Genomic DNA, 22,156 nt, shown 5'->3' on the forward strand with positions numbered 1-22,156 from the left:
AGACAATGTCTACGTGGCTGACAACCTTCGGACTCGACTGGTGGACGCAGGCGTCCGCCTGCTCGAAAACGAGGGACAGGGCGGGCTCACCATCAGAGCGGTCACGCGTGAAGCCGGCGTATCGCACGGCGCACCGAGACGGTATTTTCCGACACTGAGCGCTTTGGCCGCGGCCGTGGCCCGAGTCGGTCTGGTCGATCTCGAGACCGCACTGAATTCTGCTGCACAGCAGTCGGATTCGCCCCGAGATGCACTGGATGCGATGGCGCACGCGTACGTGCAGTTCGCGGCGCAGCGCCCCGCGATGTTCGCGCTCATCTTTCGACACGACCTGCTCGAGGGCTCCGGCGAGAATCTGCGCGGACAGTCGCGACCCCTGTTCGAGGCTCTCACCTCGACACTCGATGCCGTCGTGCCGGAGAATCCACAGTTCACAGCACTGAGACTGTGGACCTCCGTGCACGGAATTGCGGCGCTCCACGCCACTCGAGCGTTCGAGCCGATCACCGACACCTCGGCAGTGCCGGACCTGATCCGATGCGCAGTGCGCGACGTGATCGCCGACGCTACCGGACCAGGGACTTGACCGACGCCGGCAGCTGGCGGACGTTCTTGTAGGGGCCTACCACTGCGGCACCGAAAGGCCGGTCGAGCAACACGGCCGCTACCTCGCGTACCTCGTCGTTGCCGACACTGTCGATCCGCGCCAACGTGTCGGTGATGTCGCGGTGATTGCCGTAGTTCAGTTCGCTGCGACCGATACGGTTCATCCGAGAACCCGAATCCTCCAGTCCCAGCACCAATCCACCGCGCAACGAACCCTTGGCGCGAGCGCACTCGGCATCGGTGATGCCCTCGGCCGCAACCTTGGCGAGCACCTCGCGAATCACCGTGGTGACCTCGCCCAGGTTCTCCGGCTGACATCCCGCGTACACCGAGAACGCCCCGCTGTCGGCAAACGTATCCACCGAGGAGTACACCGAGTAAGCCAGTCCGCGCTCTTCCCTGATCTCCTGGAACAGGCGAGAACTGAGCCCACCGCCGACAGCAGAATTCAGTACCGACAATGCCCAGCGGTGTCCCTCGTGACGTCCGAACGCCCGCACGCCCAGGCACAGATGCGCCTGTTCGCTGTCCCGGGTGGTCAGGCTCAGCGTCGGATTCTGCCGCAATCGCGCTGAACCGCTACGCCTTTCGGCCGGCCGCAGGCCCTTTTCCAGATGACCCGCGAAGGCGCGACGTACCAACGACACGATCTGCTTGTGATCGACGTTGCCTGCGACGGCGACGACCATCCGTTGCGGCGTATAGCGGCGAACATGGAACGAATGCAGTTGGGAACGGGTCATCGATTCGATGGATTCGACAGATCCGATGATCGGACGCCCGATCGGGTGATCACCGAACATCGCTTCCAGGAAAGCATCTCCCAGGAGATCCTCGGGATCGTCGTCGCGCATGGAGATCTCTTCGAGGACCACCTGACGCTCGACGTCCACATCTGCCGATCTACACCGACCACGAAGCACCACATCGCTGACGAGATCGATCGCGAGCGCGACGTCCTCGTCGAGCACGTGCGCGTAGAAGCACGTGCTCTCCTTGGAAGTGAATGCGTTCAGCTCTCCCCCGACACCGTCCATCACCTGGGCGATCTCGAGCGCACTACGCGTCGGCGTCGACTTGAACAGCAGATGTTCGAGGAAGTGCGCGGCACCGGCGACGCTGGGTTGCTCGTCGCGCGAGCCGACGCCGACCCACACACCGACCGATGCCGAGCGAACGCCGGGAACGAACTCGGTGACGACCCGAAGGCCGCCGGGCAGAGTCGTGCGTCGAACGCCCGTGTCGGTGCCGCTGGTCTCTGGAACGGCCGAACGGTACGTCCCGAGGGGACGTACCGTTCGGCTCGCTTGCTTCTTACTCAGCGCTGACCTCGGCGGGTGCCTCGGGAGCGTCGGCGGGAGCAGCTGCGTTGTCGTCTTCGACGGGAACGAGGCTGATCTTGCCGCGGTTGTCGATATCGGCGATCTCGACGCGCAACTTCGACCCGACGCTCACGACGTCCTCGACCTTGTTGATGCGCTTGCCGTTACCGAGCTTCGAGATGTGCACCAGTCCGTCGCGGCCCGGGAGCAGCGAAACGAATGCACCGAAAGCCGTTGTCTTGACGACGGTTCCGAGGAATCGCTCGCCGACCTTCGGCAGCTGCGGGTTGGCGATGGCGTTGATCATGTCGATCGCGGCCTGTGCGGACGGGCCGTCCGCTGCACCGACGTAGACAGTGCCGTCATCTTCGATCGAGATGTTGGCACCGGTCTGCTCGGTGATGGAGTTGATCATCTTGCCCTTGGGCCCGATGACCTCGCCGATCTTGTCGACCGGCACCTTGATCGCGGTGACGCGAGGTGCGTACGGGCTCATCTCGTCCGGGGTGTCGATGGCCTCGGCCATGACCTCGAGGATCGTCGTGCGAGCATCCTTCGCCTGTGACAGCGCGCCGGCGAGCACCTTGGAGGGAATGCCGTCGAGCTTGGTGTCGAGCTGCAGGGCGGTGACGAAGTCCTTGGTTCCGGCGACCTTGAAGTCCATGTCGCCGAACGCGTCCTCGGCACCGAGGATGTCCGTGAGGGCGACGTAGCGAGTCTCGCCGTCGACCTCGTCGGACACGAGGCCCATCGCGATACCGGCAACCGGGGCACGCAGCGGCACACCGGCATTGAGCAGCGACAGAGTCGATGCGCAGACCGAGCCCATCGAGGTCGAGCCGTTGGAGCTCAATGCCTCGGAGACCTGGCGGATGGCGTACGGGAACTCTGCCTGGCTGGGCAGAACCGGCAGCAGAGCGCGCTCGGCGAGTGCGCCGTGACCGATCTCGCGACGCTTCGGCGAACCGACGCGGCCGGTCTCACCGGTGGAGTACGGCGGGAAGTTGTAATGGTGCATGTAGCGCTTGGACGTCTCGGGCCCGAGCGAGTCGACCTGCTGCGCCATCTTGACCATGTCGAGGGTGGTGACGCCCAGGATCTGGGTCTCGCCGCGCTCGAACAGAGCCGATCCGTGGGTACGCGGGATGATCGCGACCTCGGCGGACAACGACCGGATGTCGGTGATGCCGCGGCCGTCGATGCGGAAGTGATCGGTGAGGATGCGCTGGCGAACCGACTTCTTGGTCAGTGCGCGGAACGCGGCACCGATCTCCTTCTCGCGGCCGGCGAAGCTGTCTCCGACCGAGGTGAGGACCTGAGCCTTGACCTCGTCGAGCTTGTTCTCGCGCTCGGCCTTGCCGGCAATGGTCAGTGCCTCGTTGAGCGGGATCTTCGCGGCGTTCTCGACGGCTTCGAAGACGTCGCTCTGGTACGCCGGGAAGACCGGGTAGTCGCCGGTCGGCTTGGCGGCCTTGGACGCGAGCTCCTGCTGTGCGGTGCACAGGGCTGCGATGAAGGGCTTCGAGGCCTCGAGGCCCTCGGCGACAACTGCCTCGTTGGGTGCGGTAGCGCCGCCCTCGATGAGCTCGATGACGTTCTCGGTGGCCTCGGCCTCGACCATCATGATCGCGACGTCGGCGTCGGCACCGGAGCCGGAGACGATGCGGCCGGCGACGACCATGTTGAACACGGCCTTCTCGAGCTGCTCGTTGGTCGGGAACGCAACCCACTGCTTGTCGATCAGCGCGACGCGAACGCCGCCGATCGGACCGGAGAACGGCAGACCGGCGATCTGGGTCGATGCCGACGCGGCGTTGATCGCGACGACGTCGTACAGATCGGCTGGGTTGAGGCTCATGACCGTGATGACGACCTGGATCTCGTTGCGCAGTCCGTCGACGAACGTCGGACGCAGCGGCCGGTCGATCAGGCGGCAGGTGAGGATGGCGTCGGTGGACGGACGGCCCTCGCGGCGGAAGAACGATCCGGGGATACGGCCCGCGGCGTACATGCGCTCTTCGACGTCGACCGTCAGCGGGAAGAAATCGAATCCCTCACGGGGGTGCTTGCCCGCCGTCGTTGCCGACAGCAGCATGGTGTCCTCGTCGAGGTACGCGGCGACTGCGCCTGCGGCCTGCTGTGCGAAGCGACCCGTCTCGAAGCGGATGCTCCGCTTACCGAAAGAGCCGTTGTCGATGATCGCTGTTGCTTCGTAGACGCCTTCTTCGGCGTCCAATGTTGTGGTGTCCGACATGTGTTCTGTTCTCGTCCTCTCGTCTTTGCCGTGCCCGCGTGGACACACCACCAGCCCTCCTGGCTGTGGCGGCATACCTGTGCCGTCCATCTCCGAGAGTTCGTCTCGGGACGCGGCTGCGCGGAGGCGGCCATCGATCGAAGCCCTCCGGATCTCGTATCCGAAAAGCCACTACCGAAGACCGACACCACGGCGTGACAGGCATACACGGCGGTGTGCGGATACCGTGTATCCGCTGGTCGTGCTGACTATCCTGATGTTGCGGTACAAACACAGAAAGCCAACGAGGAACAGTCTAAGCACTGCCTCGTTGGCTACTGCACTATTGCTGCGAGTCGGGTGTACACCGGCGCGTCGAACCATGCATCGGCAACATCCTCGCGTCGATCGAAATTATCGACGCAGACCCAGACGCTCGATGAGCGAACGGTAGCGAGTGACGTCTACCTTCGCGATGTACTTGAGCAGACGACGACGACGTCCGACCAGCAGCAACAGGCCGCGGCGGGAGTGGTGATCGTGCTTGTGCATCTTGAGGTGCTCGGTCAAGTCGACGATGCGCTTGGTGAGCATTGCAACCTGCGCCTCGGGCGAACCCGTGTCGGTGGGGTGCAAGCCGTACTCGCCGAGAACGGCCTTCTTCTGTTCGGTGGTCAATGCCACTGGTACTACTCCTGATCAATGACGTCCGCGTGAAAGGAAGCAACGGGCCCCGCCGTGGACGATGCATGATCATCCGGGCGGTATCGAAGCCGGTGCAGCCGCCGCGGACCGCAGCGAACACCGAGGAGTCAGCCTATCAGGCTGCGCTGGCGGCCAGGATCGAGCGGGCCCGGTCGGCGTCCCGGCCCATCTCCTCCACGAGAGCCTCCATGGAATCGAACTTCTCCATTCCGCGCAGTCGCTCGACGAAGTCGACGGCCACGTGCTGCCCGTAGAGGTCTCCCTCGCCGTCGAGCACGAACGCCTCGACGGTCCTGGTGCGTCCCGAGAACGTGGGATTCGTGCCCACCGACACAGCCGCCGGGTGCCGCTCCCCCGGAGTGACCGTCCCCATGATCGGACCCGGACCGAGCACGGTGAACCAGGCGGCGTAGACCCCGTCCGCCGGTATGGCCGAGTACATCGGCGGAGCGACATTGGCTGTGGGATAGCCCATTTGACGGCCGCGTCCGTCGCCGTGCACGACGACACCCTCGACGCGATGCGGGCGGCCGAGCGCTGCAGCTGCTGCCGCGACGTCCCCGGCGTCCACGCACGACCTGATGTAGGTGGACGAGAACGTGACGGCATGCTCGGCCAACAGGTTGACTCCGTCGACTGCGAAGCCGGACCGTTCGCCGATCTTGCGCAGCATGGGGACCGTCCCGAGCGCCTTCTTCCCGTAGGTGAAGTTCTCGCCGACGACCACTTCTGCAACGTGCAGGCGTTCGATGAGGATCTCGTGCACGTATCGCTCGGGGGTGAGTTTCATCAGTTCGGGCGTGAACGGCATGACGCAGAACACGTCGATGCCCAGTTCCTCGGCCAGTTCGGCACGCCGGGTCAACGTCGTCAACTGCGCGGGGTGACTACCCGGACGGACCACTTCCATCGGGTGGGGGTCGAACGTCATGAGCACACTGGGTACGCCGCGTTCCCGAGCTGCGGCCACTGCTCTACCGATCAACTGCGCATGTCCGCGGTGAACGCCGTCGAACACACCGATCGTGAGCACACATCGGCCCCAGTCGGCAGGTACATCGTCGAGACCTCGCCATCTCTGCACACCGCGAAGCCTACGGCCCGGCGGCCGCTCGGTCATCCTCGGACAGGCGTGTCGCGTGCGGCAGGTATGGACAAAAGGGTGTCCCCACGGTAAATATTTCGGGGTGCCTAACTTATTTCTTCGATCTCGCGGATCTCGCGTGGGTCGAATCGTTGCGAGCTGGGCCGTGGCGGGACTGCTGGTAGCGACGTCGAGCGGATGCGCTCGCGCGGTCGGCGACGACGAGCCGACGTCGATGGACGACGGCAGACCGTTGGTGCTGACGACGTTCACGGTGCTGGCCGACATGGCCGCGAACGTTGCAGGCGACCATCTCCGTGTGGAGTCGATCACCAAGGCCGGAGCCGAGATTCACGGGTACGAGCCCACACCCGGCGACCTACGCACTGCCGAAAGCGCCGATCTGATCCTGGACAACGGTCTGGGACTCGAGGCGTGGTTCGAAAAGTTCGTCGAGCGGGTGCCCGCACCGCACGCGGTCGTCAGCGCACACGTGGAACCCGTCTACATCCGCGACGACGCGTATGCGGGCAAGGCCAATCCACATGCCTGGATGTCGCCGGTCGTGGCGGAGACCTACATCACCAACATCGCCGACGCGTTCGTGGCGCTCGACGCTGTCCATGCCGAGGAATACCGCGCCAACGCCGCCGCGTACATCACCGAGCTGCGGTCGGTCGGCGACGAACTGGAATCCGATCTGGCCCAACTTCCGGCGCAGCAACGTGCTCTGGTGACGTGTGAGGGCGCGTTCGGCTATCTGGCCCGCGACTTCGACCTGCAAGAGGCGTATCTGTGGCCGGTCAATGCCGAACAGGAAGGGACACCCAAACAAGTGGTCCGCACCATCGATTTCGTACGTGACAACGACGTGCCTGCCGTCTTCTGCGAGTCGACCGTCTCGGACAAGGCTCAGCTCCAGGTCGCCGAGGACACGGGTGCCCGCTTCGGCGGAAAGCTGTACGTCGACTCCCTCAGCGCCGCCGACGGACCCGTGCCCACCTACCTCGATCTGCTGCGTTACGACGCGCGGCTGATCGCCGACGCGTTGGTGGGCACGCGATGACCCGGCACATCTCGGGTGCGAACCGGGACGGTGCCGCGCTGACCGTCGACGCTGTCGACGTTCGGTACCGAGACGTCGTGGCACTGGTCGGCGCGAGCCTGACCCTCGCACCCGGACGCGTCTGCGGCCTGGTCGGAATGAACGGATCGGGTAAGTCGACGCTGTTCAAGGCGATCATGGGCGTCGTCAAGACCGATGCCGGTTCGATCACGGTCTTCGGGGGCGACCCCGCTCGGGCCCGCAAAGCCGGGACGGTCAGCTACGTGCCCCAGGCCGAATCGGTCGACTGGACATTCCCCATCAGCGTCCGGGACGTGGTGATGATGGGTCGTTACGGCAAACAGAACTTTCTCCGAACCCCTCGTGCGGCAGACAGAGCTGCGGTGGACGCGGCGCTCCAACGGGTCGATCTCACCGAGCTCGCCGATCGACAGATCGGGCAACTCTCCGGCGGACAGCGCAAACGGGCATTCGTGGCCCGCGCCATCGCTCAGGAAGCGTCCTTGCTGCTCCTCGACGAGCCGTTTGCAGGAGTGGACAAGAAGACCGAGGCGACGATCACGCGACTCCTCCGAGAACTGGCCGCTCAGGGTGCGTCCGTCCTCGTGTCCACCCACGATCTGCACGCCCTTCCGGAACTGTGCGACGAGGCGATCCTGCTGCAGCAGCGGGTCCTGATGCACGGCAGTCCAGCCGAGGTGTTGCGCCCGGAGAACCTGGCACTGGCCTTCGGCATGGACCCGTCGAGGATCGACGAACTGGGCGCGAGCTCTCCAACTTCGGAAGTGAGCTGAACCGTGTACCTGATCGACTTCGTCGTCAATCCTCTCGAATACACCTTCATGCAGCGTGCGCTGTTGGTGACCGTCACCGCCTCGATCGTCTGCGCAGTGTTGAGCTGCTGGCTCGTACTCATCGGCTGGTCACTGATGGGGGACGCCGTATCGCACGCGGTACTCCCCGGCGTCGCCCTGTCCTATCTGCTGGGTGCGCCGTTCGCCATCGGCGCGCTGCTGTTCGCACTCATCGCGGTCGGTGCCATCGGGGTGGTTCGCAACACCACCATCGTCAAGGAGGACGCCGCGATCGGCGTCGTGTTCACCACGTTGTTCGCCCTCGGCGTCGTCCTGATCTCCAAGTTTCCGAGCCAGATCGACCTCAACCACATCTTGTTCGGAAACCTGCTCGGGGTGTCGCAGTCGGACATGATCCAGGTGTTCGTGCTCGGCGGGCTGGCGTTGGCCGTGATGGTGATCAAGCGTCGCGATTTCACTCTGTTCGCCTTCGACCGCACGCAGGCTCGCGCGGTCGGTATCAATCCGAGCGTGATCTCGGCCGCGATGTTGACGCTGCTCGCGCTGACGACCGTCGTGGCGCTACAGGCCGTCGGCGTCATCCTGGTCGTCGCCATGCTGATCACACCCGGCGCAACCGCATACCTACTCACCCACAGCTTCGGCCGCATGCTGATGATTGCCCCCGCCATCTCGGTGGGCTGCGCCCTGGTCGGTATCTACGCCAGTTTCTATCTCGACGTCTCCTCGGGTGGCAGCGTGGTGCTGGCCCAAGGCCTGGTGTTCGTGCTGGCCTACCTGTTCAGCCCGGCGCAGGGCATCGTCACGCGCGCTCTGCGCCGCCGAGGACAGGTGACGGTGGCTCCGGCCGGGTGAGATGTCTTTTTCCATTGGATTGCCTAAGCTCGGCGACGTGGCGCAACGAAAAGACGATCCAGCTCCGGCCGACGAGGGCGTACAGCTGTCCGCAGTTGCGCAGGACTACCTCAAGGTCATCTGGACGGCCAGCGAATGGAGTGAAGACTCCGTCAGCACCAAGATGCTCTCCGAACGAATCGGCGTATCCGCATCCACGGTGTCCGAGGCGATTCGCAAACTCGCCGATCAGGGCATGGTGGACCACGCCCGGTACGGTGCCATCTCACTCACCGAGAAGGGCCGACTGGCGGCCATCGGCATGGTCCGTCGACATCGCCTCATCGAGACCTACCTCGTTCGCGAACTCGGGTACGGCTGGGACGAGGTCCACGACGAGGCAGAAATCCTCGAACATGCGGTATCCGATCTGATGATGGATCGGATAGACGCCAAACTCGGCCACCCCGAACGAGATCCACACGGGGACCCGATTCCGTCGGCCAACGGGTCGATCGACACGCCGTCCGCAACCAGACTGAGCGAGTACCTCGACGGTCAGTCGGGACGAGTGGCTCGTATCTCCGATTCGGACCCCGCAATGCTCCGGTACTTCGATTCGGTCGGCATCGAGCTCGATCTACCGATCACCGTGGTCGAACGACGCGACTACGCCGGCACGGTGGCGATCGAACTCGCCCGACGCGGCAGCACGGAGTCCATCGATCTCGGTCACCGCGCCGCCGAAGCGATCTGGATGGTTCCGGCCACCTGATCGGTGCAGTCCCCTCGGTCGCAGGGCCGATCCGAACGGGAAATCAGTACCCGCGCAGTGTTGCCGGCCGCACCACCATCACCGAGCTCGCCCGTTTGCCCTTTTCCTGCAGCAACGCGATGGTGTGCCCGGTGGGATCGACAGCCGCGTAGACCCCCTCGATTCCGACGGGATCGAGCCAGCGTCCCTGGCTGAGCGACTCCGCTTCGGCGGCATCGATCTGTCGGTGCGGAAATGCGGTGCGCGCGGCCTCGTCTATATCGAGACCCACAGCGGGATTCTCGGCCAATTCCTCGAGCGTCACGGCGTGGTCGAGCGTGAACGGCCCGACCCTGGTTCTGCGCAGAACCGTCAGGTGGCCGCCGACGCCCAGTGCTGCGCCGAGATCCCGTGCGAGCGCGCGCACGTACGTCCCCGACGTGCAGTCCACCTCGACATCGAGGTCGACGAACCGGCCATCGGAATCGACGACATCGCGGCGAGCCGTCACGTCGAAGCGAGTGACAGTGACCTTGCGAGCGGCGAGGGTGAACTCCTCACCGGCGCGCGAGAGCTTGTGTGCCCGCTGACCGTCGACCTTGATGGCACTGACACTGGCCGGAACCTGCTCGATGTCACCGGTGAGTGCGGCGACCCAGGCCGCAATATCCGAATCCGAGACATTCGTGGCCGGGACGTCGGCGAGCACCTCACCCTCGGCGTCATCGGTCGTCGTACTGCGCCCCAGTCGCACGGTGGCGGTGTACGACTTGGTCGTCAGCGTCAGCAGTCCGAGCATCTTGGTCGCCCGCTCGACGCCCAGAACCAGCACCCCGGTCGCCATGGGGTCCAACGTCCCCGCATGACCGACCTTTCTGGTCTGCAACAACTTTCGGCACGACGCGACGACATCGTGACTGGTGACGCCCGGCCCCTTGTCGACCACCAACACACCGGCACCGACGAGACCGGACGAGATCTTTCCGCGAGCACTCACGAGAGTGCATTGTGCCAGGCGCGACGAGCCGGTCGTCACATCACCGAGATCGCCGTCATCACCAAACCGTCGGACACCATCCATCGACCGTCGAAAGCCGTCAACGGAGGTCCGGATACAGTGTCGCCCGGGACCAGCAGTTCGGATCGAAACGTTCCCGAGATGTCGTCGCCGCTGCCGGTGCGCTCGAACGTGATGTGCGCGTCCTCGAACCCGAGCCAGCGACCGGTCAGCGGCTCCCAAGCCTTGTACGTCGCCTCCTTGGCGCAGAACAACACTCGATCCCAGTGGACGTCTTCTCGGCCCGCGGTCGAGAGCCACTCGCGCTCGGCTTCGAGGCTGACCGCGTCGAGCACGCCGTCGGGAAGAGGTCCGTGTGGCTCGGCATCGATTCCCACCGAGCGAACCTGCATGGCGTAGCCCAGAACGGCACCGCGGTAGCCGTCGCAATGCGTCAACGACCCCACCACTCCCTTCGGCCACTGCGGTGCGCCGGAGGTGCCGCGCATGATCGGCGCGGGCTCCACACCGAGCTTCTGCATCGCCACACGCGCGCAGTGTCGAGCCGAGGTGAACTCACGCTTGCGCTTGTCCACCGCCTTGGCGACCAACGGCGCTTCGAGTGGGTGCGGCATCAAACCCGGTGGATCGGTGAACAATTCGGCCGAGACAACACCATTGGGGAGAATCGATTCGATCACTGGCCTGCCCTCATCTTCTCGACCTCTGCCTCCATCTCGGGCGTCACGGTGAAGTGCCCGCCCCATTTGTTCAACGTGCCCGGCGGATACTCGGGAACCGGAAGAATCTGGCGCAGAACGTTGCTCGGCAGTCCACGGCGCTGCCATTCGCGCGGGTAACCCACCGAGACCTCCTCGAAGCGGACGCCGTCGTAGTAGGTGGTCCGCGGGATGTGCAGGTGACCGTACACCGAGCAGATCGCGTTGTACCTGGTGTGCCAGTCCGCCGTCAGCGTCGAACCGCACCACAGGGCGAACTCCGGGTAGAACAACACCTCGGTCGGCTGACGCACCATCGGAAAGTGGTTGATGAGCACGGTGGGAACCGTGGTGTCCAGCGCGTCGAGGCGCTCGCGGGTGGCGTCGATGCGGGCATGGCACCAGGCATCGCGCGTCGCATACGGCTGAGAGGACAGCAGGAACTCGTCGGTGGCGACGACGTTCTTCTCGCGCGCGATCGCCAGCCCGTGCTCCTTGTCCCGCGCACCCTGCGGGAGGAACGTGTAGTCGTAGAGCAGGAACATCGGCACTATCGTCGCGGGTCCACCTTCGCCTTCCCAGAGCAGGTAGGGGTCCTCGGGAGTGACGACATCGATCTCGCGGCACAGATTGACCAGGTACTCGTACCGAGCCGCTCCGTGGATCTGAACGGGGTCCTTCACCGTCGTCCACAACTCGTGATTGCCCGGAACCCAGATCACTTTCGCGAAGCGGCTGCGCAGCAGCTCGAGCGCCCATTTGATGTCGTCGGTCTTCTCCGAGACGTCTCCGGCGACGATCAGCCAATCCTCGGGTGACTCGGGATGAATGTCCTCGGTGACAGGTCGATTGCCTCGATGTCCGACATGAATGTCGCTCACTGCCCATAACTTGGCTGCCACTGATGATCCCTTCCGATGCACTCGGCCGCCGACGTCGAATCGCCACAACCGCCCGAGAACGTACCAACCTCCAATACTCCCCGGAGATTCCGCAGCGGTGCACGCGGGGGTGAACCGCTGCGGTTCGTCCGACGGCTCCGAAAGGAGGATCCACACAGTAGCGACCGCAGATTCGGGTATATGGTGCCTTTCATGACGCTTTTGCGGATAGCTGCAGGAAACGGCACCGTGCGATGACGGCACCGCCGATACGGGTACGCGACGCCGCCGCACTGCTCGGAGTCAGCGACGACACCGTCCGCCGGTGGATGGACAGCGGGACCCTACCCTCCCGCGACAACGAGACGGGCCGCAAGGTCGTCGACGCGCGCGCTCTCGCGCAGTACGCCCGCGAGCACGCCGCTCCCCCGCCCGAGGTGGCATCGGGCGGTAGCTCGGCCCGGAACCGACTCGTGGGGCTGGTCACCGAGGTGGTCTCCGACGCGGTCATGAGCGAGGTCCGCATGCAGTGTGGGCCGTTCACCATCGTGTCCCTGATGAGTACCCGGTCGGTCCAGGAATTGGGGCTCGAACCGGGCTCCATCACCGTCGCGGTCGTCAAGGCCACGACCGTCATTGTCGAAACTCCCTAGAACCGAAGGACGATGTCAGTGAAAAACATTCGAGCGGTTCACGGTGCTCTGGTCGCGGTCGCCCTGATGCTTGCAGGGTGCGCGGCCGACCCCGCTGCCGAGGACGCTCCGCAGGACGGGGGTTCGAGCACGCTGACCGTGTTCGCGGCGGCATCACTGCGCTCGACGTTCACCGCCCTCGGCACCCGCTTCGAGCAGGAACATCCCGGCACTACCGTCGATTTCAGCTTTGCGGGCTCCTCCGATCTGGCCGCGCAACTGGTCAACGGTGCACCTGCCGACGTGTTCGCCTCTGCCGATACCAAGAACATGAGCACGATCGTCGATGCCGGCCTCGTCGCCGGCGACCCGGTGGATTTCGCCTCCAACACCCTCACCATCGTCACTGCCCCGGGTAACCCCAAGGCCGTCCGGTCGTTCGCCGATCTGGCGAAACCCGATGTGCTGACGGTGATCTGCGCGCCGCAGGTGCCGTGCGGCGCGGCCACGGCAGCCGTCGAGAACGCCACCGGAACCGACATCCCGGCAGTCAGCGAGGAGTCGTCCGTCACCGACGTTCTGGGCAAGGTCACCTCCGGTCAGGCCGACGCCGGACTGGTGTACGTCACCGATGCAACGGGGGCCGCAGACGCCGTCACCGCCGTGCCTTTCCCGGAATCGAGCGGGGCGGTCAACACCTATCCGATCGCAGCATTGAGCGGATCCGACAACGTGGACACGGCCCGCGCCTTCACCGACTTCGTCGCCGGACCGGTCGGCCGTGAAGTGCTGACGCAGGCCGGTTTCGCGGCACCGTGACCGGGCACGCCGCGGGCACAGGTCCGACCGTCGGTGTACCCGGATGGATATTCGTCCCTGCCGCTGCCGGAGCGCTTCTCGTCGTCGCGCCGTTGGCCGCGATGTTCACCCGAATCGACTGGACGAACTTCTTCGGGCTCATCACGTCCGAGTCCGCAGTAGCCGCACTGCTGTTGAGTCTGAAGACGGCCTCGGCGAGCACGGTGTTGTGTGTGCTCCTGGGTGTGCCGATGGCAACGGTCCTCGCCCGCAGTTCGTTTCGCGGTCTGTCGACGCTGCGTTCCCTCGTCGTCCTCCCACTGGTGCTCCCCCCGGTGGTCGGCGGTATCGCCTTGCTCTACACGTTCGGTCGCCAGGGGCTACTGGGCGAACATCTCGATGCCTTCGGAATCCGGATCGCGTTCACCTCGACGGCCGTGGTGCTCGCCCAGGCCTTCGTATCGTTGCCCTTCCTGGTGGTCAGCGTCGAGGGCGCGCTGCGCACTGCCGGTGACCGATACGACGTGGTGGCCGCAACCTTGGGCGCTCCCCCTACGACGGTCCTGCGCCGCGTCACCCTCCCCTTGATCCTGCCCGGGTTGACGTCCGGAATCGTTCTCGCGTTCGCGCGCGCACTGGGAGAGTTCGGCGCGACCCTGACGTTCGCCGGTTCTCTCGAGGGAGTGACCAGAACCCTGCCCCTCGAAATCTATCTGCAACGCGAGTCCGACCCCGACGCAGCGATAGCCCTGTCGCTCGTCCTCGTCGTCGTCGCGGCAGTGGTGGTCCTGGCCGCTCGCGGTACTCGAACGACGGGAACACCATGAGTTCGCTACACCTGCGCGCCACCGTCGCGGCCCGGGGCGTCGATCTCGAGCTGGATGTCGCCGAGGGTGAAACAACGGCGATCCTGGGACAGAACGGCGCAGGTAAATCCACACTGCTGCAGCTCGTCGCGGGCCTGGTGCCACCCGACGACGGCATCGTCCGCCTGGGCGAGGACGTTCTGACCGACACGACCGCAAGGACGGCCGTTCCGGTGCACGCCCGCGGCATCGCGACTCTGGCACAGGAGACACTGCTGTTTCCTCACATGACCGCACGGACGAACGTCGCATTCGCACCACGTAGTTCCGGCGCCGACCGGAGGACGGCCGGGGCAGTGGCCGATCGATGGCTCGACGCAGTCGGAGCCTCTCACCTGGCCGAGCGCCGCCCGGCACAGCTGTCCGGGGGCCAAGCTCAGCGGGTTGCCATCGCCCGCGCACTCGCCGCCGATCCCCGACTCCTCCTGCTCGACGAACCGCTCGCCGCGCTCGACGTCGACACGGCCCCGGCCATCCGAAGACTGCTGCGCACCGTACTCCGAGAGAACGGTCGTACGGCACTGATAGTCACCCACGATCTGCTCGACGTCGTCGCACTCGCCGATACCGTTGCCGTCGTCGACGGTGGACGCGTCGTCGAACGCGGTTCGGTCGCCGACGTTCTCACCGCCCCGCGAAGCGAGTTCGGTGCTCGCATGGCCGGGGTCAATCTGATCTCGGGCCACGCACTCACCGTCGGCGACACCACCGCGCTGCGCACGCCGTGGGACACCGTCGTGCACGGCTCGGGGCAACACGGTTCGGGGACGCCGGTGGTCGCAGTTTTCTCCCCCGCTGCGGTTTCGGTACACCTCACCGCGCCGCACGCCAGCCCGCGCAACGTCTTCGAAGTAGTCATCGAGGAGATGGAAGTGCAGGGCTCGGGCATCCGCGTCCGAGCTCGTCCGCACCCCGACGGCACACCGGGTATCGCGGCAGACATCACCGCCGCCGCGGTATCGGAGCTGGGCCTCGAACCCGGCCGACGGGTGTTCTTCGTCGTCAAGAGCCGCGAGGTGGTGCTGCATCCGGCCCTGGTGTCACGGCGGTGATGCATGCGAACGCGATCAGTCTCGCAGTTGCCGATCGCTACCGGTCACGAGCCATTTACCCGACAGCACTCGACCGGCGACCGCGACCATGCGCAGGCAGACGAAGACACCCAGACCCAGCCAGATGCCCACGACACCCCAGTCGAACACCAGGGCCGACCAGATGAACGGCAGGAACCCGACGACCGCACACGCCATCGTGGCGTTACGCAAGAACGCGGCATCGCCGCTGCCCAACAGCACCCCGTCCAACGCGAACACCACACCGGCCACCGGAATGATCGCCACGAAGATCCACCAGATCGCCTGCATCTGATCGATCACCGAGACGTCGGTGGTGAACAATCCCGGGACGACCGGCTGCCCGGCGGCGAACACCGCGGCCAGGATCACCGCGAAGACCGTCGACCATGCCGTCAACCGGCGTGCGAGCGCACGCGCATCCTCGGTCCTGCCCGCACCCAGGGCCGCTCCCACGAGTGTCTGCGCAGCGATCGCCAACGAGTCGAGCATCAACGACACCAGGTTCCACAGATGCAGCACCACCTGATTTGCCGCCACCGACGCGGCACCGAATCGCGACGCGACCGCTGCGGCAGACAGGAAGCACGCCTGGAACGCGAGACTGCGCACGATCAGATCGCGGCCGAGTACCAGCTGCGCCCGCATGACCGACCAGCGCGGGCGCAACGGCACACCCGACCGCCCGAGGGCACCGACGAACAGAGCGCCTGCGACGCCTTGGCCGATGACGTTCGCAACGGCCGAGCCCACCAATTCGAGCCGGGGAAATCCGAGCAGGCCGTGGACGAGGAGTGGACACAGCACCGCCGACACGCCGAAACCGAGCACGACGAACCGCAATGGTGTCGTCGTGTTCTGCACGCCGCGCATCCAGCCGTTCCCGGCCAGCGATATCAGAATGAACGGCACCCCCACCAGCGCCACGCGCAGCCACAGCAGTGCCTCCGCGGCAATGTCACCGCCACCGGCCAGTAGCGACACGACGGGGGCGGCGAACAACTGGACCACGAGGACGATCGCGAGACCGATCGCCACCGCCAGCCACGTCGCCTGCACCCCTTCCCCGACGGCGTCGCGCTCACGACCGGCACCGTGCATGCGCGCCGCACGCGCAGTGGTTCCGTAGGACAGGAAGGTCAGCTGCGTGCTGACCTGAGCGAGGACGAGCCCCCCGATCGCCAGGCCGGCCAGAGCCAACGCGCCGAGCCGGCCGACGACCGCCGCGTCGAAGAGGAGGTAGAGGGGTTCGGCGGCCAGAACTCCGAGCGATGGAAGCGACAGCCCGAGAATTCTGCGAGCCGTGACAGGGGTGGAACTCACGACGCCGACAAGGCCTCACGGAGCGCATCGATCACGTCGGGGAGCTCACCGGTCGCGGTGTAGCCCGCGGCGTTGTGATGCCCACCGCCGCCGAGCCCGGTCGCCACTGCAGATACGTCCACCTGCGTCTTGGATCTGAGCGACACCACCCAGACCGACCCGAAATCCTGCTGCTTCAACACCGCGGCCACCTCCGCCTCGGAGGTGGTCCGCACGATGTCGATGACACTCTCGATCTCCTCCGACCTCAGACCGGCCGAATCCTCGCTCCGGATGACGGCGTACACGAGCCCCCGTCCGCCCGCCGCGTCGGGCAGCAACTCGGCCGAACCCAGTACCGCCCCGAGCATCGGCAGCCAGTCGAAGGGGTGCGTATCGAGGAGGCGACGGGCGATACGTGCACCGTCGATGCCGGTCGCGAGCAACCTCTCCGCGAGCAGATGCGAACCCGGCCGCACCCACCGGAACGACCCGGTATCGGTGACCAGACCCGCGAACAGCAGATGCGCCAGGTCCGCATCGATGTCGACACCCCACCGATCCAGCAGGCGGACGATCACGGCCGTGGTGGACTCGGCGGACGCGTGGACGACGTTCAGTGTTCCGAACCGCGTATTACTCCGGTGATGGTCGATGACCAGGGACTCCGATGCGGAGTCGAGTCGCTCGCCGAGCGAACCGAGTCGACCTCGGCTTCCGGCGTCCACGGTGACCACCAGATCGACCGATTCGGCCACCTTCTCCGGCTCCACCAGCAGATGCCGGTTCGGTAGCTCTTCCATCGATTGCGGCAGAAACGCGGGCGCGGCGAACGCCACCTGCACCTGCGCGCCGCGACGTTCGAGTACCGAACCGATTGCCAATCCGCTGCCGATCGTGTCGGCATCCGGCTGGACATGGCAGAGCACGGTCACCGAGGAAGCGCGCTCAAGCATCTCGATCGCACGCGCCAGATCCTCGTCCAGCTCGAACTCCGAACCAGAGCCATCGGACATCTCAGTCGGCTTCGGCTGGCTCGACGGCTTCTGCATCGCCGCGATCCGCGGGGGACTCCTCGCGGGGAGCCTTGTACGGGTCCGGGTCTCCGGCAGGCTTCGCGTTCGCCCGGGCGCGAGCCAGCTCCTCGTCGGCTGCGCGAGCGCGTTCGAGCAGCTCTTCCATGTGCCGGGCGGTGTCGGGGACGGTATCCGTCACGAACGTCAGCGTCGGAGTGAACCGCACACCGGTACCGGCTCCGACCTTCGAGCGGAGAACGCCCTTGGCCTTCTCCAGACCCGCCGCAGCTCCCTGCAGATCGGGCGGGGTATCGAGATCCTCGCCCATCACGGTGTAGTACACCGTGGCGTCGTGCAGGTCGGCCGTCACCTTCGTGTCGGTGATGGTCACGAACGCCAACCGTGGATCTTTGATCTCGTGGTCGATCGCCGTCGCAACGATAGCGGCGATTCGCTTGGACAACTTACGAGCCCTGGCCTGATCCACCACGACAATCACACTCCTCTTTCATGGCCGGACGTCACTGCAGTGCGACGTCTCGGCGATTACGCTCCAACATTCGCCGAACACGTTCGACGAACTCCCCGATCTAATCCTCGGGGCCGAAAATTCTTCGGCGTACTGCCAACAGTTCCAGATCCTGACGCTCGGCGACGTGCCGCTCGCACTCGTCGAGCTTGTCGTGCAACAGGTCGACGTTCGTGCCCGCCGCTGCCACGCCCAACATCGAACGCCGAATACGTTCTCGCTCACCGGTTTCGGCGGCAGACACTCCCAGCCTCTGCAGATCGCCGAGAACCGGTTCCACCATCGACCGTTTCTCGGCGAGCGAACGCACGTCCCCCAACAACACGTCCAACTCCAAAGCACCCAGATACACGCTGACGTCGCCCCTTCGATCAGCTCCGACGACAAAGCCGGTGGCGGTACATATGTCGTACCACCACCGGCTCGTCCCCGGAGTGCAGTGTCACTCCCCTGGCTTCACCACCGAGCCGACGCGACCGGGAACGGAGCTGTTCAGCTCCAGACCTGTTCTAGTCGCGCGGCTTTTCACGGAGCTCGTACGCCTCGATGACATCGCCCACCTTGATGTCGGAGTACGTCACCGTCAAACCACACTCGTATCCCTCACGAACCTCGACTGCGTCGTCCTTCTCGCGGCGAAGCGAGGAGATCGTCACGGTCTCGGCCACGACCGCATTGTCACGGAGCAGGCGCGCCTTGGCGTTGCGACGGATCGTACCGGAGGTGACGAGGCAACCGGCGATGTTTCCGACCTTCGAGGAACGGAACAGCGCGCGGATCTCGGCCTGGCCCAGAGCGACCTCTTCGTAGATCGGCTTGAGCATGCCCTTGAGGGCCTTCTCGATCTCGTCGATGGCCTGGTAGATCACCGAGTAGTACCGAATGTCGACGCCCTCGCGGTTGGCGAGTTCGGTTGCCTTGCCCTCGGCCCGCACGTTGAAGCCGATGATGATCGCGTTGGATGCCGACGCCAGGTTGACGTTGGTTTCCGTGACGCCACCGACACCGCGGTCGATGACGCGCAACTCGACTTCGTCGTCGATCTGGATACCGAGCAAGGCCTCTTCGAGCGCCTCGACGGTTCCCGAGTTGTCACCCTTGAGGATCAGGTTGAGCTGCGAAGTCTCCTTCAGAGCTGCATCGAGATCGTCGAGGCTGATGCGCTTGCGACTCTTGGCCGCCAGAGCATTGCGCTTACGGGCATTACGGCGATCGGCGATCTGACGGGCGATCCGGTCCTCGTCGACGACCAGAAGGTTGTCGCCTGCACCGGGCACCGACGTGAAGCCGATGACCTGAACGGGCCGGGACGGCATCGCTTCGGTGACGTCCTCGCCGTGCTCGTCGACCATGCGACGCACGCGGCCGTAGGCATCGCCGGCGACGATCGAGTCACCGACGCGCAGCGTTCCGCGGGCGATGAGCACGGTGGCCACCGGACCGCGACCGCGGTCGAGGTGTGCCTCGATGGCGACACCCTGGGCATCCATGTCCGGGTTGGCACGCAGATCGAGTGACGCATCGGCCGTCAGCAGCACCGCTTCGAGGAGGGCATCGATGTTGGTGCCCTGCTTGGCGGAGATGTCGACGAACATCGTCTCGCCGCCGTATTCCTCGGCGACCAGACCGTATTCGGTCAGCTGCTGCCGGATCTTGTCCGGGTTCGCGCCTTCCTTGTCGATCTTGTTGACCGCGACCACGATCGGCACGTCGGCCGCCTGGGCGTGGTTGATGGCTTCGACCGTCTGCGGCATGACACCGTCGTCGGCCGCGACCACGAGGATCGCAAGGTCGGTGGCCTTGGCACCACGAGCACGCATGGCCGTGAAGGCCTCGTGACCGGGGGTGTCGATGAAGGTCACGAGACGCTCGTTGCCTTCGAGCTCGGTCAACACCTGGTACGCACCGATGTGCTGCGTGATGCCGCCGGCCTCGCCTTCGCGCACCGTGGTGTTACGGATCGAGTCGAGCAGTCGAGTCTTACCGTGATCGACGTGGCCCATGACGGTGACCACCGGGGGACGCTGCTCGAGATCTTCCTCGCCGCCGGCATCTTCGCCGTAGGTGAGGTCGAACGAATCGAGCAGTTCGCGATCCTCGTCCTCGGGACTGACGACCTGCACGACGTAGTTCATCTCGCCGCCGAGAAGCTCCAGCGTCTCGTCGTTGACCGACTGCGTCGCGGTGACCATCTCACCGAGGTTGAACAGTGCCTGCACGAGTGCAGCGGGGTTGGCGTCGATCTTGTCTGCGAAGTCCGACAGCGATGCTCCGCGGGCGAGACGAATGGTCTCGCCGTTGCCGCGGGGCAGCCTGACGCCGCCGACTGCGGGAGCCTGCATGCTCTCGTACTCGGCGCGTTTCGCCCGCTTCGACTTGCGACCGCGGCGGACTGCTCCGCCGGGCCGACCGAACGCACCTGCGGCTGCGCCACGCTGACCGGGACGGCCACCGCCGCCGGGACGGCCACGGAAGCCACCTGCGGGAGCGCCACCTGCCGGTGCACCACCGGGAGCGCCGGGAGCGCCACCGCCGCGGTAACCACCGCCACCGCCGCCGCCCGGACGTCCACCCGGTGCGCCGCCGGGGCGACCGGGACGTCCTGCTGCGGGGCCGGGACGTGCCGAACGAGTCGGCATCGCACCCGGATTGGGGCGAGGAGGCATGGAGCCCGGGCTGGGCCGAGGTCCGGCCTGACCCGGTGCGGGACGGGGGCCGCCCTGTCCGGGAGCCGGACGAGCGCCGCCTGCCGGTGCGGCCGGGCGGGGTCCGCCCTGTCCGGGAGCCGGTCGTCCGCCGCCGGGGCGGGGAGCACCGGCACCGGGAGCGGGTCGCGGGGCCGGTCGTTCGACCGGAGCCGACGAGTACGGATTGTTTCCGACGCGCGGAGCCTTCGGGCCGGGCTTGGGGCCAGGACCAGCGGGCTTGGGGGCGGCCGGAGCCGACGCGGTTGCCTCGGCCGACGCGGCAGGTGCCTGCTCGACCGGAGCAGCGGGTGCTGCCGGACGAGGGGTGGGCGCAGCCGGTGCCGGCGTGGGCGCAGCGGCCGGTGCCGACGGGGCAGCGGGAGCTACCTCAGCGGGCGACTGCGCTGCCGGAGCTTGCGCTGCGGGTGCCTGTGCAGCGGGGGCCTCGGGCTCGGCCGGGCGGGATGCCGGCTTGGGTCCGGGACGAGGTCCACTCGGCTTTGCTGCGCCGGGCTTCGCGGCGGAATCCGACGCACGATCTGCTGCTGCGCGACCGTTGGGTGCTGCTGCACCGGACGCCGGCGCGTCCGCGTTTGCGGACGGGAAGGATTCACGAAGTCGACGAGCCACGGGGGCTTCGACTGTGGATGATGCGGACTTGACGAACTCGCCTTGCTCTTTGAGCCGTGCGAGTAGTTCCTTACTGGTGACACCGAGTTCTTTTGCCAACTCGTGCACGCGGGCCTTGCCTGCCACTGCTCTCCTCACTGAGAGGCCGAGCGAGGCTTGGTGCCCGCACGACCTCGGGTTATCTCCGATGGACGTTCATCGTTGGTGCTTCACGGTGTGCTCATCAGTGCTGTTGCCTGTTCTTGTCGACGGGTGTTGCTCTTGTCGTGTTCTCGCCGTGCAGCCGTTCGTGCTCGTCGAGCACGTCCGATACTGCGGACGATTCCACATTTCCCGATATCCGAAACGCGCGGCCGAAGACTCGGCGACGTTCCGCATTGTGCAGGCATTCTCGGTTGTAGTGCAACCAAGCACCACGACCGGACATCGAATGCCGGATGTCGGGGACGAGAGCGAATTCGTACGAACCAGCTTCTCGAACCACGATCCTCAACAGATCGGCGGCCGGCACTCGCTCCCTGCACCCGACACATGTACGAATCGGCCGGCTTGTCACAACCGGATTCTCGCGTTCACGTCTCCGAGCGGAGAGGTCGTTACCGAACCA

The 22,156-nt window shown here is 65.7% G+C and carries 22 protein-coding genes; 9 read left to right on the forward strand and 13 right to left on the reverse strand.

What is annotated here, in order from left to right; genetic code table 11:
* The first annotated feature begins 13 nt into the window (after window positions 1–13).
* Entirely contained in the window at window positions 14–586 is a 573-nt protein-coding gene (locus CH281_RS19935) for a TetR/AcrR family transcriptional regulator (protein ID WP_052067049.1), read from the forward strand.
* Here CH281_RS19935 and CH281_RS19940 read toward each other — a convergent pair.
* From CH281_RS19940 to CH281_RS19955, 4 genes are all read right to left on the reverse strand, one after another.
* On the reverse strand, window positions 567–1,826 hold the full coding sequence (locus CH281_RS19940; RefSeq protein WP_032390124.1) for a M16 family metallopeptidase: 1,260 nt from the start codon (window positions 1,824–1,826) through the stop codon (window positions 567–569). The two genes, CH281_RS19935 and CH281_RS19940, sit on opposite strands and share 20 nt — an antisense overlap.
* 94 nt (window positions 1,827–1,920) lie before the next feature.
* A complete protein-coding gene (locus CH281_RS19945) occupies window positions 1,921–4,182 on the reverse strand; it encodes a polyribonucleotide nucleotidyltransferase (RefSeq protein ID WP_094695415.1) in 2,262 nt (753 codons plus the stop codon).
* Between the two features lie 393 nt (window positions 4,183–4,575).
* Entirely contained in the window at window positions 4,576–4,845 is a 270-nt protein-coding gene (gene rpsO / locus CH281_RS19950; RefSeq protein WP_027496764.1) for a 30S ribosomal protein S15, read from the reverse strand.
* A gap of 136 nt (window positions 4,846–4,981) precedes the next feature.
* Window positions 4,982–5,950 carry a bifunctional riboflavin kinase/FAD synthetase gene (locus CH281_RS19955; RefSeq protein WP_027496763.1) on the reverse strand — a complete coding sequence of 323 codons (969 nt, stop codon included), beginning with the start codon at window positions 5,948–5,950 and terminating at the stop codon, window positions 4,982–4,984.
* Between the two features lie 103 nt (window positions 5,951–6,053).
* On the opposite strand from CH281_RS19955, the gene CH281_RS19960 reads away from it, so the two are divergent.
* The 4 genes from CH281_RS19960 to CH281_RS19975 are packed head-to-tail and all read left to right on the forward strand — an operon-like array spanning window position 6,054 to window position 9,440.
* Window positions 6,054–7,016 (forward strand): metal ABC transporter substrate-binding protein, encoded by a 963-nt coding sequence (locus tag CH281_RS19960; protein ID WP_032370822.1) that lies wholly within the window; start codon window positions 6,054–6,056, stop codon window positions 7,014–7,016.
* Window positions 7,013–7,810 carry a metal ABC transporter ATP-binding protein gene (locus CH281_RS19965; RefSeq protein WP_094695416.1) on the forward strand — a complete coding sequence of 266 codons (798 nt, stop codon included), beginning with the start codon at window positions 7,013–7,015 and terminating at the stop codon, window positions 7,808–7,810. The genes CH281_RS19960 and CH281_RS19965 overlap by 4 nt, the downstream gene beginning before the upstream one ends.
* Window positions 7,811–7,858: 48 nt before the next feature.
* Window positions 7,859–8,686: a metal ABC transporter permease gene (locus tag CH281_RS19970; RefSeq protein WP_205912357.1), complete on the forward strand. Its 828-nt coding sequence runs from the start codon at window positions 7,859–7,861 to the stop codon at window positions 8,684–8,686.
* Between the two features lies 1 nt (window position 8,687).
* The gene (locus CH281_RS19975; RefSeq protein ID WP_370878688.1) at window positions 8,688–9,440 is read left to right on the forward strand and encodes a metal-dependent transcriptional regulator; all 753 of its coding nucleotides are present in this window, start codon (window positions 8,688–8,690) and stop codon (window positions 9,438–9,440) included.
* A gap of 43 nt (window positions 9,441–9,483) precedes the next feature.
* Here CH281_RS19975 and truB read toward each other — a convergent pair whose 3' ends face one another.
* The 3 genes from truB to CH281_RS19990 are packed head-to-tail and all read right to left on the reverse strand — an operon-like array spanning window position 9,484 to window position 12,037.
* Window positions 9,484–10,416, reverse strand: a complete 933-nt coding sequence (gene truB / locus CH281_RS19980; RefSeq protein ID WP_094695481.1) for a tRNA pseudouridine(55) synthase TruB — start codon at window positions 10,414–10,416, stop codon at window positions 9,484–9,486.
* A 35-nt stretch (window positions 10,417–10,451) separates the two neighbouring features.
* A complete protein-coding gene (npt, locus tag CH281_RS19985; RefSeq protein WP_032370820.1) occupies window positions 10,452–11,117 on the reverse strand; it encodes a 4'-phosphopantetheinyl transferase Npt in 666 nt (221 codons plus the stop codon).
* Complete coding sequence (locus CH281_RS19990; protein ID WP_094695417.1) at window positions 11,114–12,037, reverse strand: metallophosphoesterase family protein; 924 nt, start codon at window positions 12,035–12,037, stop codon at window positions 11,114–11,116. Before CH281_RS19990 ends, npt begins: the two co-directional genes overlap by 4 nt.
* A gap of 233 nt (window positions 12,038–12,270) precedes the next feature.
* Between CH281_RS19990 and CH281_RS19995 the strand changes: the two genes are divergently transcribed.
* From CH281_RS19995 to CH281_RS20010, 4 genes are read left to right on the forward strand one after another with little or no spacing between them, the layout of a single operon-like run.
* Window positions 12,271–12,669 (forward strand): TOBE domain-containing protein, encoded by a 399-nt coding sequence (locus CH281_RS19995; protein ID WP_094695418.1) that lies wholly within the window; start codon window positions 12,271–12,273, stop codon window positions 12,667–12,669.
* A gap of 12 nt (window positions 12,670–12,681) precedes the next feature.
* A complete protein-coding gene (gene modA, locus CH281_RS20000) occupies window positions 12,682–13,467 on the forward strand; it encodes a molybdate ABC transporter substrate-binding protein (protein WP_032390121.1) in 786 nt (261 codons plus the stop codon).
* Entirely contained in the window at window positions 13,464–14,273 is an 810-nt protein-coding gene (locus tag CH281_RS20005) for an ABC transporter permease (protein ID WP_027496753.1), read from the forward strand. Before modA ends, CH281_RS20005 begins: the two co-directional genes overlap by 4 nt.
* Window positions 14,270–15,364 carry a sulfate/molybdate ABC transporter ATP-binding protein gene (locus CH281_RS20010; RefSeq protein ID WP_094695419.1) on the forward strand — a complete coding sequence of 365 codons (1,095 nt, stop codon included), beginning with the start codon at window positions 14,270–14,272 and terminating at the stop codon, window positions 15,362–15,364. Before CH281_RS20005 ends, CH281_RS20010 begins: the two co-directional genes overlap by 4 nt.
* A gap of 15 nt (window positions 15,365–15,379) precedes the next feature.
* Here CH281_RS20010 and CH281_RS20015 read toward each other — a convergent pair whose 3' ends face one another.
* The 6 genes from CH281_RS20015 to CH281_RS20040 all read right to left on the reverse strand — a co-directional run bounded on the left by CH281_RS20015 (window position 15,380) and on the right by CH281_RS20040 (window position 22,105).
* Window positions 15,380–16,708 carry an MATE family efflux transporter gene (locus CH281_RS20015; RefSeq protein WP_032383385.1) on the reverse strand — a complete coding sequence of 443 codons (1,329 nt, stop codon included), beginning with the start codon at window positions 16,706–16,708 and terminating at the stop codon, window positions 15,380–15,382.
* The gene (locus CH281_RS20020) at window positions 16,705–17,703 is read right to left on the reverse strand and encodes a DHH family phosphoesterase (RefSeq protein ID WP_032366435.1); all 999 of its coding nucleotides are present in this window, start codon (window positions 17,701–17,703) and stop codon (window positions 16,705–16,707) included. Before CH281_RS20020 ends, CH281_RS20015 begins: the two co-directional genes overlap by 4 nt.
* Before the next feature lies 1 nt (window position 17,704).
* Entirely contained in the window at window positions 17,705–18,193 is a 489-nt protein-coding gene (gene rbfA / locus CH281_RS20025) for a 30S ribosome-binding factor RbfA (protein WP_027496749.1), read from the reverse strand.
* 100 nt (window positions 18,194–18,293) lie between these two features.
* On the reverse strand, window positions 18,294–18,584 hold the full coding sequence (locus CH281_RS20030; protein ID WP_027496748.1) for a DUF503 domain-containing protein: 291 nt from the start codon (window positions 18,582–18,584) through the stop codon (window positions 18,294–18,296).
* A 157-nt stretch (window positions 18,585–18,741) separates the two neighbouring features.
* Window positions 18,742–21,675, reverse strand: coding sequence for a translation initiation factor IF-2 (gene infB, locus CH281_RS20035; protein WP_032366434.1), 2,934 nt, complete (start codon window positions 21,673–21,675; stop codon window positions 18,742–18,744).
* Between the two features lie 97 nt (window positions 21,676–21,772).
* Window positions 21,773–22,105 carry a YlxR family protein gene (locus CH281_RS20040; RefSeq protein ID WP_052053323.1) on the reverse strand — a complete coding sequence of 111 codons (333 nt, stop codon included), beginning with the start codon at window positions 22,103–22,105 and terminating at the stop codon, window positions 21,773–21,775.
* Window positions 22,106–22,156 lie beyond the last annotated feature (51 nt).

It is taken from the genome of Rhodococcus sp. 06-221-2, from assembly GCF_002258365.1.
Lineage (GTDB): Bacteria > Actinomycetota > Actinomycetes > Mycobacteriales > Mycobacteriaceae > Rhodococcoides > Rhodococcoides fascians.